This is a genomic window from Mongoliitalea lutea (assembly GCF_014652135.1).
GTDB classification, from domain to species: Bacteria; Bacteroidota; Bacteroidia; order Cytophagales; family Cyclobacteriaceae; genus Mongoliitalea; species Mongoliitalea lutea.
Genome location: NZ_BMYF01000024.1, coordinates 1 through 13,031, shown reverse-complemented (window position 1 = coordinate 13,031; position 13,031 = coordinate 1). Strand labels below are relative to the sequence as shown.

Genomic DNA, 13,031 nt, shown 5'->3' with positions numbered 1-13,031 from the left:
CCAAAAACAAAAAAAATTACGTATGTTGATGGAAAATAAATCAACAGTGAGTTACCATAAAACATTACTTACGATACTCCTTTTTACTATTATTTCAACTACCAAATCGCAAACTTTGACTTGTGATATTTTGGTGGCAGGAATCTCCATTGGAACCTTGAGCGCTTCAAAAGTTTCAGATGCAGAAAAAAGCATGTACTCCATTGATTCAAACGTGAATTTTTGGTTTTTTGGACGGGTATTTATTGACTATCAATTAAAAACATCTTATGAAAACGGAATTTTGGTACATTCTTATTCCAAAACAAAAACCAACAGAGGAGATTATTCAAGTACAGTAAAATGGTCAGATGATTATTATCAGGTTGATGCAAAAAGTTACAAATTTGAAAACTCCGAGTCTATATTCACTAAAATACTATTTAGCACTTCCCGGATGTATTTTGAAGAACCTATAAACCAACAACAATTTTTAGCAGAAAACTTTGGGATAGTATCAGCTTTAGTAAAGAAAAAAGACTATTATGAAGTTCATGTGAATGGGAATGTGAATAAATTCTATTATGAAAATGGCCAATTTGTCAAAGCTATCATGCAAAGTCCGATAAAAAATTATGTTATACTCAAGAAATAAAAGCTATGGTAAATGGTGAAACCATTATAGACCCTTCCAAGGAAATAAGCAAGTCATATGACTTTATTATCAGTGGTATACAACAAATAGGTATAGGCGTTGAAAATGCAGAAGCTGCATGGGACTGGTACAAGAAATATTTTGGAATGGACTTGCCTGTTTTTGCAGACAGAGCATCTGCCAAACTCATGACAAAATATACGAATGGAAAGGTAGAAGACAGATATGCTATCCTAGCTTTAAATCTCCAAGGAGGTGGTGGATTAGAGATTTGGGAATATACCAGTAGGAAGCCCACTAAACCAGAGACCACCATATCATTAGGAGACTTAGGTGTCTTTGCAATAAAAATAAAATCTAAAGACGTTCAGAAAACATATGATTATTATGTCTCTGAAAGTTTATACATAATCGGAGGGATTCAAAAAGACCCTACAGGAAAACAGTGCTTTTTCGTACATGACCCTTTCGGAAACCTTTTTCAAATTGTTGAACACAATGATTGGCTACTGGAATCAAACAAACTAACAGGGGGTGTTTCAGGAGCAATTATTGGCGTCAGTGATATTGATACATCTGCCAATTTTTACAAAAAGCTCATTCACAATTCTACATGCCATTACTTCGATAGAAATACATTTCAAGATTTAAAAGGCTTTCCTTTCGGTAATCAAGAGTTTAAAAGAGCTTTTTTGATCCAATCCAAAAAAAAGAAAGGCGCTTTTTCAACACTTCTTGGGAATTTTGAACTGGAATTGATCCAAGCCTGTCAACGAACGCCATCTAAAATTTTCAATAATAGGCAATGGGGGGATTTAGGCTTTATTCATATTTGCTTTGATGTGAATGGAATGGACGAACTTGAGAAGGAATGTGCTCGAACGGAAAGTCCCTTTACAGTTAATAGTAAAAATAGTTTTGATATGGGCAAAGCCGCCGGACAATTCGCCTATTGCGAAGATCCTGACGGAACATTAATCGAATTTGTTGAAACCCATAAAATTCCTATTATAGAGAAATTGAAACTGTATTTTCATTTAAAATGGATCAATACATCCAAACCTTTACCTAGATGGTTTTTCAAGTTAATGGAACTGAATAAAAAATAATAATTAGCAAATGAAATCTTTAAAAGCATTGAACCACCCACTAGCCGATATTAATAATGAGTTGGAAATTCTAGCATCGACATTAAATCAGGTATCATTTCAAGATAAATTAAACCAAAGCAATTTATTTCCTTTAAAACCAACTAGTTTGGATATTTTGCAAATTAACATGGGAAAAATGTGCAATCAGGTTTGTAAACATTGCCATGTAGATGCGGGACCCGACAGAAAAGAAATTATGACCAGGGAAACATTGATGGATTGCCTTAAAGTAATTAAAGAAAACAATGTTAAAACGATTGATTTGACGGGCGGAGCTCCCGAAATGAACCCAAATTTCCGATGGTTTATTGAAGAAATCAGAAGAATTACAACAACAGCAGAGATAATTGTTCGTTGTAACCTAACCATCATCTTAGCAAACCCAAAATACCATGACTTACCTGATTTTTTTAAACAACATAACCTAACAGTAGTATCTTCATTGCCCTACTTCACTGCAATGAAAACAGACGCTCAACGTGGAGATGGAGTATTTGGCAAATCGATCAAAGCTTTAGAAATGTTAAATGCCGTTGGTTATGGTATAGATGGCTCAGGGTTAATCTTAAATCTTGTTTACAATCCATCAGGGGCTTTTCTACCTGCTGACCAACAAGCCTTAGAGTTAGAATTTAAGAAAAAATTGAAGTCTATGTATAATTTAGAGTTCAACTCACTGTTTACAATCACCAATATCCCTATTTCTAGATTTTTAGATTTCTTGGTAAAAAGTGGCAATTATGAATCCTACATGACAAAGCTGATTGAATCATATAACCCTATGGCTGCGGCCAATGTCATGTGTCGAAGTACTATTTCTGTCAGCTGGGATGGCTTTCTCTATGACTGCGATTTCAATCAAATGTTGGACTTAAAAGTTGATTGTCCTAGCAATGTACATTTAAAAGATTGGAACACGCAGGCTCTTTTAAACCGAAATATAATCGTCAATCAACATTGCTTCGGTTGTACGGCGGGAGCAGGCTCAAGCTGTGGAGGAGCTACTTCTTAACCTATGAAAACTCAAGCAATCATTGTCTTTCAGAAAGAATTTAAACTTGGGCATGTAAAGACTAGAGTAGCGGCCACCGCTGGCAATCATGCAGCATTAGAAATTTACAAAAAGCTCGTTTCTCATACGTACCAAATCCTCGGTGAAGTATCCGCCGAAGCAGATATTTACATCTATCTGGACACTGTACCTACAGAAAAACCTGAATTTATACCCGAACATTTCCATCTTCGAAACCAAGTAGGAAATGACCTCGGTGAAAAAATCACCCATGCTTTTTCCGAAATCTTTTCATTGGGCTACCAATCCATCATCACTGTAGGAACAGACTGTTTAGACCTTCAAAAGGATCATCTAGTAGCCGCCTTTAAAGATTTGACAGCAGTAGCGTGTTGTATAGGACCGGCTAATGATGGAGGGTATTATTTAATTGGTTTAAGCAAACCATTACCAGATATCTTCATCAATATCCCTTGGAGTACCGAAAAAGTACTTTTGGAAACGATTGAAAGACTAAATAAAAAAGACGCATCCTATAGTTTACTTGAACCCCTTCAGGATATAGATACCGAACTAGATTGGATAAAAGCCACAAACTTTATCAAAATATGAGCACCAAGATTAGCTTAATTATTCCCGTATACAATGAAGAAAAAGAAGCACATGAGCTTATAGCTCATCTTGAAAAGGTATGTCTGGATAAAGCTGTAGAACTAATCATAGTTGATGGAGGTAGCACTGACCAAACTATGGAGATTTTCAGTAAATACCCAAACCTAAAACTATTTAAATCCCCAAAATCAGGTAGGGCTGCCCAAATGAATTATGGTGCATCCCAAGCAAATGGTGAGGTATTGTATTTCGTTCATGCCGACACCCGTATTGTAGAGACATTTTTCGAAGATATTTTGGATTCTATAAAAGAAGGATTTTCATCGGGTTGTTATGCGTATTCGTTTGATTCGAATCATTTCCTTTTAAAAATCAATTCATTTTTTACCAAATTCAATGGGGTTTTTGCTGGTGGAGGAGATCAAACATTGTTTATTACCAAACAATTTTTCAACTCTCTTAATGGGTTCAATGAAGCATACTCCATTATGGAAGATTTCGAACTTACCAAGAGGATTAGAAAGGGACATCGGTTCAAAATTATAAACAAAAAGATTAAAGTTTCCGCAAGGAAATATATAAAAAACGGATGGTTGAAAGTTCAGCTTGTCAACCTTTACGCATTTGTTCATTTTTACAAAGGAACTAATCCTGATGAGATAAAAACTTTTTATAAGAAATCATTAGAGTTTTAATTAGAATAAAATCCAATTCTGTTAGTCCCTTGATGCATTCGGCTTATAATTTTGATTTACTTTATTCCCATAAGAGTTGTGTCTTGGGGGAGATATTTTTTAGACACAGATTTTGAGGGATTGGCTCGGATTGACACAGATGGGAGGTGCGGCGTTGTTTTGGGGACAATAGGCCTTTTAACTACTATTACTCCCTCCTAATTCGACTCCTACCGGAGTCGGGAATGGTGAATGGGGCATCCTCTTTTCACCCCGAGTTGCTACTCGGGGCTAATACCCTGCGGGATTGAACTCCTATCGGAGTGAGTTCAGCTTCTCGAAATTTGCAATTTCGGGAAACAGATAAATGGAGATTTGCAATCTCCTTAGGTAGTCGTCTTATCAAGCCAAATAATCACTAAGTTTAAAAAGATTGCCCTCGAAGATTACAAATCCTCATTCATCTTCAGACCGTGATAACAAATCTCGGACAGCGTTCAAACAAAAACACCCTCTCAACATCCAATTCGACCCAATTCTGGGTCGGCCGGTAACTCTGGTAATTGCTCNCAATCATCCCCAATCCCGGAGCTTGCGACCAAATTTTATAAATCCATCCATCCATTAATGTCAGCTACCAAGGAAATCTTCTAAATCATCCCTCCGTAAAATCTGTGCCATCTGTGGACAAAAAACATCTTCCAATCTCTTTCCAAATACCCCTCCGATTAAGACCTCAGGGCTAACGCCCCTCTCCTTGGACTAACGTAGATTAATACTACGAAGCTGACAGGGCTAACGCCCCTTTTTCGTCTGGAACAGTTATTTCAATCCGATTTCTATAGTAATTTCAATAGTATTTCGCTCAACTAATGATAATTGGTTCTTGGTTCATAATTCTACTGCTCCTCCCCTATAAATCCTATTCAAAGACATTCCCCAAGCATCTTTAACTGGCTTTGGAGGGTTATTGATTTCAAGACCTGAAACCTGATCTTTCAAATGCTTTCGGTAAAAAAGAAAATCCCCATCTTCAATAAGGCTATTCAGTTCAAAATTTACAGCGTGATTTTTAGTCATTTCAAGAATCGCTTCCTTCCGCATCTGACTATGGTCACTTAGAAAATCGGACATTTTCAATAACCATACCTTTTGCTCAACCAATGTTTTTTCAGCCAAATCCATAGCCTTTAAAATCCAAAACTCTGCCTCTTGATTTAATTTATTCGCTTCGTCGTGAAGATAGTATTTTGTTTCAACCCCTTTTGCGTCAAAAGTTCCTGGAACGTCACCCATTCCCGCCTCTTTCAACATCCCTGTAATAAAAACAGTGGCTTTCTTAATGTCATTCTCTGCACCCGTGGTGAGGTTTTCTTCCCCGAAAACCAAGCGCTCAGCCACATAGCCCCCTAAAAACAAGGCCAAGCGGTTGATGATTTCTTTTTTGGAAATGTACTTCCATTTGAATTTGGTATGGACAAAACCACCTGTTCCCACCTCAGCTGATGTTGAGACAACAACTTCAGGAATGGTACGAAGCAAGATAGTCGAAATGATGGCATGACCTGCTTCATGAACGGCTGAAATGGCCTGAAAATCGTCCTGCTTACTTTTTCTCAGCTCCTCCAATACTAATGGCTGCTCAAGGAAAAATATGTGAACTACGCTTTCTCCCTGATAATATTCAACCTGTATATTTTCCCCCTTAGCCTTCACCTTGACACAACAAACATTCAACTTATTCAATATCATTTCTGTAATGATCCTGCCCAACTTTGAATGGATAACTTGATGGATAGTAGTAAAAATCGGTCGTGTGCCTTGTGTAGGGTATACTGCTTCTTTGTAGATCAACTCATGAACCGTAGCATCTATAAGCATTCTTATCCCTTGGTTGTGGAGTACCTTTTCCTCAATTTTTGCCAATTCCAAGGCGATAATTTTCTGAAAGGATGCCTTGCTGAAGGCTGGGTAAATGATATGAAGATTTCCTAAGCGTGCAATCTGCTCATTTCGAAAGCGCTTCTGCAAAGCTTTCTTGATATGGGGGACAGTGATTTTGAGGGACTGTTCGTGAAATTCATCCGCATCCATATCCGGGTTGAAATTATGGCTCATCGTATACGCCTCATCTAAATTACCCATGACAAAAATCAATCCTTTAGAACAGTCCACCTTCTTAGGACTATTGGCCAAATCAAAAACTTCCAGTAAAAAGGAAAGGGTTTCATAGCCATCAAATGTTAATAATTTTTCCTCAAATTCAATTTTATTCGAAAAGCGATCTTTAGCAAAACTGTAAATGATGCCATATACTTTAGAAGGGACAAATAGTACTTCATCAGTTCTTAAAAATGAGCTTTTCTCATCCTCTCCATAAACCATGTAGACATCTTTCAAATGCATTTTTTGAATGAAGTAATTTTGGTTTTCCACTACCATTCCATTTTTAACCACTACTCCATTCGAAATAAGAAAGCGAATACGCTGTATAAACTCAAACAATTCATCCAAATGCAAATTGAATTTAGAAACCTTAAATTTTCCCGAATCCAATAACTGCCAGATTACTCGGGAAGGACTCTTCTCCTTTTCTCTCCCCAAATCATCAAGTGTTCTGGCATTCTGAAATTCATCCAAGGCGAGGATAACAGGATATCCATTGACGTTATCATAAATTTCTTCCAAGGTCCTTTGAACATTCCAATCTCTGTTATCAGTTTCTCCCAGGTCAAAGCTAAAATACTTTTGCTCCATGCCTATCAACTGTACCAATCGGTTGACCAAGGAGGATTTACCCACTCCAGTCAATCCCCATAAATTGATAATCACTGGTTTCTCCTGAATATCTGGAAACAGGTACCAAGAACTCATAGCATCGACGACCTCTTCAATGACTCCATCAATTCCTACAAACTCTCGCTTTAATGTTTCTTTGGCTTGTTGGAGAATAACTTGTTTCTCTAATAGCTCTTTTTGTCTTTTGTATAAGTCCATGTCCGTATTAGTTTGATTTTGGTCAAAACTATCCCCAGCCTATGCCAAAGAATGACTGAGTAAAAAAAATTTACGGAAAAATTTTCCTGACAATCTTCACATAAAAATTAATTTCTAAAAAATCAGACCCTCAGACGCGTATTGGCGGAGTGTAACCCTATCTTTAGGTTATGAGCAAATTAACATCTCTGATCCGGCAGACAGAAATCATCAAATTGGCCAAAAGAAAAGCATTTGATTGGGAGACTTTGGATAAGCATTTGGCGCGCAAGGGAGAGGAACTTGGGCATGAACTCTGCATTTCCAAAAGGACCTTCAACAGAGACCTTTCAGAAATTGCCTCTCTTTTTGGTATTGATATTTCCTTTGACTTTAAGACTGCGCTTTATAGCATTGTACCAGGGGATAGCAGTGAAGAAAACACCCACTTGCTAGAAGCTTTTGACATGCTTCAGGTCTTTGGTCAGCAACGAAAGGTCCCCTCCTACCTGCTTTTTGAGCAGAGAAAAGCTAGAGGGACTGAGCACCTTACACCAATCCTAGCAGCCATCCAACAGCAACAATTGATTGCCATCCACTACGAAAAATACTGGATGGGTCAATTTCAGGACAGAACCTTACAACCCCTTGCGTTAAAGGAATTCAAACGGCGCTGGTACCTGCTTGCCTTGGATGAAGGCAAGGTGTTCAAGGTTTTTGGATTGGATAGAATTCGAAATTTGGATATCCTGCAAGAACGATTTCAAACTCTACAAAACATGGACTTTGAGCGGTATTTCCAAGATGTATTCGGTATCATCAATACTCCTGGAAATCCTGTAGAGGATGTAATCCTAACATTCACTGAATTCAAGGGTCGCTATATCAAATCCCTTCCCCTCCACCCAAGTCAGGAAATCCTGGTAGATGATGGTAAACTTCTAACAATCGGCCTCCGAGTCAAAATAGAATACGAACTGGTAGCCGAAATCCTCTCCCATGGTGATGAAGTAAGGGTGGATGCACCAGAGCGATTAAAGGAAATGGTAAAGAAGAAAGTGGAAAATGTGATCAAAGGAATTTTATTAACCTAGAAAAATAAGATCAAATGAATTATTGGCTTCATAGAATTTCGCACGTTGCGGAGTTGTCCTATCCCCTGTTGGACAGAGGATACCTAACTATTGGATTTTCAGACTTTTCTTACAAAGAAATGATCGATTGCGTTTTAGAAGACGATTGGGCCTACTTCAATCAACAGTTTCAGGACTTCTGGGGCAGAATACCTAGACCAAGACATAGCCTTTGGAATTTTCTAAAAATGTCCAAGGGAGACCTGGTGGTAGTTCCAAGTCAAGGAACATTTGCTGTCTGCGAAATTATAGACCAAAGACCTCTATTGATTGCCGAGACATTTTCAGAGGACCTGAAGTCTTGGGATGGCAAACCCATTTCCACAAATGGAATCCACTTAATTTCTCCTCATGGGAATGCCTTCGACTTGGGTTTTACCAGAAAGGTTAAAATACTTTACAAACAAATTCCCAGGGACAAATTCGCAGATGCGCAATTGACCGCAAGAATGAAAATCAGACAAACCAATGCAGCTATTAATGATTTAAAAACAAGCATTGAAACGAGCATTGAAAATTTCAAAAAGGGCAAATCAACGAATGGGGCACCAATCAAATCCTAGATTACAAAACCAATCAGGAAAGTATAGCAGATGGTTACAATAAAGTTGCCTGGGTAATTACAACAGCCAACACTTTCAATGAAAGGGCTGAAAACCTTGCCAAAGAAAATGAAGTCCAATTGATCAACGGACTTGAATTTTCTAAAATGTTATTGAATGCAGGAATCAGCTCCATGAATACTTTCCTGTAAGTAGGAAGAAATATTTAAAACGAATAGAACTATGAATGATCAGGATTTTCAAAGCATTAAAAACTTGAAATGGTTAGCTTTGAAAGTAGCTCTAATAAAGAAATTAAAGCGAAATAGATATGCAAACAGACTATATAGACTTTAGACCCATAAGTGAGTTAAACGGCCTTCATTTTGTTGTAAAGGATTATCAACGTGGCTATAAATGGGATGAGGAGCAAATCAGAGATTTGTTGAATGACATTAATAATCACTTCCATGGAAAGTATTGCTTGCAGCCTATAATCGTACATTTGAACAATGATGGGGAAGTAGAATTGATTGATGGACAACAGCGAATCACGTCAATATTCCTTATCCTGCATTTTTTACAAGCCCAATCTTGCTTCAGTATTTCTTACCAAACAAGGGAAAAAACAAGGGAGTTTTTGGAAGGAAGGTTACACTTATTGGATGAGTATACTAAGTGGGAAATCTTCACCAACGAAAATGAAGGCTATAATAACGTTGACATATATTATTTATTCAAAGTCTATCAAGAGATCAAGAAGTGGTTTGGAGAAAATAATGCAGATAAAGACAAATTCCTTACTAAACTCAATCATACGACGCATGTTATTTGGTATGATATCTCGCAAAATAATACTGATATCTCACCAGAGACTATTTTTCTGAACCTAAATGCAGGAAAAATCCCTTTAACCAACTCTGAACTTATAAAAGCTTTGTTCATTTTGGATATTCAAAAACATAATTCAAATGAAATTGGAAAGTTAAAGGCCTTTGATCTTGCGAATGATTGGGACCAGATAGAGAACCAATTACAGGATGATACTTTTTGGTCATTCATCTGTGATAATGATTATTACAAGAATCTTGACACTCGGATAGATTTGATTATAGATTTAGCTAATGATGTAACAAAAATTGAAACAGAGGAAGAAAGGAAGACTTCCTACAAAAAATACGATAACTTGTTTCAAAAAAATGAACGATTAGACTGGCAAGCCATCAAACAGACTTTTAACAAAATAGAGGAATGGTACACTGATAAAGAGCTCTTCCATTACATTGGATTCTTAATCGTGACGAAATACGAAAGATTATCCAGTATAGTGAAATTGAGTAAAGGCCATTCAAAAGAAGATTTCAAGGAACGACTTTTGACCGAAATTCGTCATCAACTTTCAAAGGTGAAAGATATTGAAGGTAAAAAAATACAGTTCCATAGGATTGAAAATCTCCACTATGAAAAGTATAGATTAGCTTGCCAGAATATCTTACTCCTGTTGAATATCGAAGATTATTTAAATCGGGCTTCTGATGAAAAGTTTCCTTTCAATCTCTACCTCGATGAAAAATGGAGTGTGGAACACATCAACCCTCAAAACCCAAGAGGCTTCCAAACCATCAGAGAAGTTAAAGAGTGGCTAGAGTCCTATCAGGAATATTTTAAAGAAAATAATAACCAAGCATTCATTGAACTAGCCAATAAAATTGAGAGTCTGATTGAAATTTTTAACAAAAAAAGAGATTTGAATGCAAAGTTCACGGACTTTCGATTTGAAAAAGATGAACGGGCAATCTATGAAGAGGTGATTGAGAAAATAGGTGATGAGTTATCACTTCATGAAATAGGTAATCTATGTTTACTTGATCGGAATACAAATAGCAAATTGGGGAATAGGATTTTTATTGAAAAACGAAAGGAGATCCTAGAAATCTATTACAAGAATTCACCAAGAGATGAAATCACATTTATTCCCAATGCTACTAAAGATGTATTCACCAAAGCTTTTTCGAAAGGAGAAGAAACTATAACCGATAAAATTTTTGGACTAAAGGATATGGAAAATTACAAGGAACATACCAAAAGCCAGTTAAATAAATACTTCCCAAAAGATTTATGAACAACGAAAAGAAAATCAGCTTCTGGAAATTAATTACTGATTACAGCATAGAAATCCCAACTATCCAGAGAGACTACACTTATGGCAGAGAGAGTGCTCAGGAAATCAGTCGGAAATTAATAAACGCTATTTTATCATCATGCTTAGAGCCTAGTAAAAAACTGCACCTGGATTTTATTTATGGAAAGTTAGAGGGGAAAGAAAATTTCCATTTACTCGAAAAAAACAAACACAGCATTGATTCATTATTACAAGCTGTACAGCATTATGCTGCAAATCTTTATTTGAATGTTGATTTTGCAACTTCAAAAAAATCAGAGCAACAATCTGAAATTGTTACATTTATCCCGCTCGATGGTCAGCAGAGATTGACTACACTCTTTTTGATCCATTGGTATTTTGTCTTTATAAAGAAGGATGAAAAGTGCCTAGATATTTTAAAGCGTTTTACCTACACCACAAGAAATAGTTCAAAAGAGTTTTTGCAATTGATCTGTCAACCAAGAATTTTCGATTTGAAATTAGAGAAAGGCTTAGCTCAAGGGATTCTGAACGATGAGCTGTTTTTTACTTCTTGGAAAAAAGACCCCACTGTGAACAGCATGCTATCAGTAATTGATCAAATAGAAAGATTTGTAAAAGAAAAAAGTATCAATTCTGACCAAGCTTGGGAGGCTTTGACGAAATTAAATACGGTTTCCTTTGATTTTTTTGATTTGGATGAATTTGACCTTACCGATGAATTGTATGTTAAAATGAATGCCCGGGGAAAGTCATTATCCGGTTTTGAAAATTTTAAGGCATGGCTACTCAAAAATTATAAAGGTAAAATTGGTGACCCGAATTTAGGCCGAAAATTAGACATTGATTGGTTTGACCTTTTCTGGGTTTATGCGGAAGGAATTAAGGATGTGGAAGAAATTGATAATAAATACCTTCAGTTTTTCAAGAATTTATATCTGAGTGACTATCTGTTAGAAAAATACAACAGTGAGAATTCCGCATCAGAGATCAATACCGACAAGCATATTGAATTACTCAGAACTTCCACTCAAAAAAATCTAATACCCCTTTTGGAAAGTAATGAAACCTTCTCTAGGAATATTGACCTCTACATCAGACTATTAGATAATTTAAAAGTAAAGGAGAATGATTATAATTTTAACAAAAACTTCCAGACCAATTCATTGAAAAAGTATTTTTTTAAAAATAATCAAGGCCTTAACTTTCCGAACAATACCTACCAGTATGCGCTGTCTCGTTATATTATTCATACTAATGGGGACTTTACATTTTTTGAACAATGGGCCAGAGTCCTGGGGAATCTTATATTCAATACACCTATTGAAACAGCTTACCTGCATAGAAATGCCTGTAAAAGTATTGATACCTTGATACAATCTATCGGCTCTGAAAATGTATATCAAAAAATTGCTCAATTGGACGGGTGCATAGAATTCTTTGATGGAGAACAAGTCAGTGAAGAGATTCTCAAGTCACAATTGATCATTCAGCACCCAGAATTGAATTGGGAGGCGTTGTTTATTGAACTGGAGGCGCACAGGTATTTTTATGGTCAAATTGGTTTTATTCTAGAAATTGCAAACTACGACTTCAATGATTTGGTAATTAAAGGTAAGAAAATTCAAGCTTTATTCTCAGAAGAGGTTCTGAATAAAAATAACCATCTATTATTCAGAACTTTCCTTTCTCAGATGGATTCCTTTTTCAACCCTGAAATTCATAGGTATTATTTCCCTAGAAATATCAGAGGGACGCTCAGGGAAAGAAATGAAAACTGGAGGAGGTTTATCAAAGGAAATCTTGCTTTAATAGAGCGAATAATTTCTCATCAACAATTTGATGAAAACAACATCGTTCACAGCCTAGAAGCAATTTGTAAAAGTTGTCAATCCAATGACAAATATACTCTCACAATTTTGTCATCTCCCAAAGTTCTTCAATATGCTAACCAACACCATATTCGAAAATACAACCACTCGATATTTTTGCTTTCCTCGACTAGAATTTCCGGTTATTTCTCGGAGCTTTTTACGCTGAGTTGGTATTTGTAGATTCCGATGATCTTGACCACCGATCCGGCTATCTTGACCACCCTTTGATCAAGGGTATTCAGTTACCGTTTTAATGGCGATTAAAGTTATCGTTTTTTTC

10 protein-coding genes are annotated in these 13,031 nt (G+C 36.5%); 9 read left to right on the top strand and 1 reads right to left on the bottom strand.

What is annotated here, in order from left to right; translation table 11 throughout:
- The first annotated feature begins 28 nt into the window (after positions 1-28).
- The 5 genes from IE080_RS16585 to IE080_RS16565 are packed head-to-tail and all read left to right on the top strand — an operon-like array spanning position 29 to position 4,104.
- Positions 29-634: a DUF6134 family protein gene (locus IE080_RS16585; protein WP_229800691.1), complete on the top strand. Its 606-nt coding sequence runs from the start codon at positions 29-31 to the stop codon at positions 632-634.
- Positions 635-639: 5 nt separating this feature from the next.
- Positions 640-1,743, top strand: a complete 1,104-nt coding sequence (locus tag IE080_RS16580) for a VOC family protein (protein ID WP_189585271.1) — start codon at positions 640-642, stop codon at positions 1,741-1,743.
- A 10-nt stretch (positions 1,744-1,753) separates the two neighbouring features.
- On the top strand, positions 1,754-2,797 hold the full coding sequence (gene arsS, locus IE080_RS16575; protein WP_189585268.1) for an arsenosugar biosynthesis radical SAM (seleno)protein ArsS: 1,044 nt from the start codon (positions 1,754-1,756) through the stop codon (positions 2,795-2,797).
- A gap of 3 nt (positions 2,798-2,800) precedes the next feature.
- Positions 2,801-3,409: a TIGR04282 family arsenosugar biosynthesis glycosyltransferase gene (locus IE080_RS16570; RefSeq protein ID WP_189585265.1), complete on the top strand. Its 609-nt coding sequence runs from the start codon at positions 2,801-2,803 to the stop codon at positions 3,407-3,409.
- Positions 3,406-4,104, top strand: a complete 699-nt coding sequence (locus IE080_RS16565; protein ID WP_189585262.1) for a TIGR04283 family arsenosugar biosynthesis glycosyltransferase — start codon at positions 3,406-3,408, stop codon at positions 4,102-4,104. The genes IE080_RS16570 and IE080_RS16565 overlap by 4 nt, the downstream gene beginning before the upstream one ends.
- An 870-nt stretch (positions 4,105-4,974) precedes the next feature.
- Here IE080_RS16565 and IE080_RS16560 read toward each other — a convergent pair.
- The gene (locus IE080_RS16560; RefSeq protein WP_189585259.1) at positions 4,975-7,080 is read right to left on the bottom strand and encodes a ClpB D2-like domain containing protein; all 2,106 of its coding nucleotides are present in this window, start codon (positions 7,078-7,080) and stop codon (positions 4,975-4,977) included.
- 170 nt (positions 7,081-7,250) lie between these two features.
- Between IE080_RS16560 and IE080_RS16555 the strand changes: the two genes are divergently transcribed.
- From IE080_RS16555 to IE080_RS16535, 4 genes are all read left to right on the top strand, one after another.
- The gene (locus tag IE080_RS16555; protein WP_189585256.1) at positions 7,251-8,153 is read left to right on the top strand and encodes a helix-turn-helix transcriptional regulator; all 903 of its coding nucleotides are present in this window, start codon (positions 7,251-7,253) and stop codon (positions 8,151-8,153) included.
- Positions 8,154-8,167: 14 nt separating this feature from the next.
- Positions 8,168-8,755, top strand: coding sequence for a hypothetical protein (locus tag IE080_RS16550; RefSeq protein ID WP_189585252.1), 588 nt, complete (start codon positions 8,168-8,170; stop codon positions 8,753-8,755).
- 310 nt (positions 8,756-9,065) lie between these two features.
- Positions 9,066-10,856, top strand: a complete 1,791-nt coding sequence (locus tag IE080_RS16540; protein ID WP_189585250.1) for a DUF262 domain-containing protein — start codon at positions 9,066-9,068, stop codon at positions 10,854-10,856.
- The gene (locus tag IE080_RS16535; RefSeq protein ID WP_189585247.1) at positions 10,853-12,931 is read left to right on the top strand and encodes a GmrSD restriction endonuclease domain-containing protein; all 2,079 of its coding nucleotides are present in this window, start codon (positions 10,853-10,855) and stop codon (positions 12,929-12,931) included. The genes IE080_RS16540 and IE080_RS16535 overlap by 4 nt, the downstream gene beginning before the upstream one ends.
- Positions 12,932-13,031: the final 100 nt, after the last annotated feature.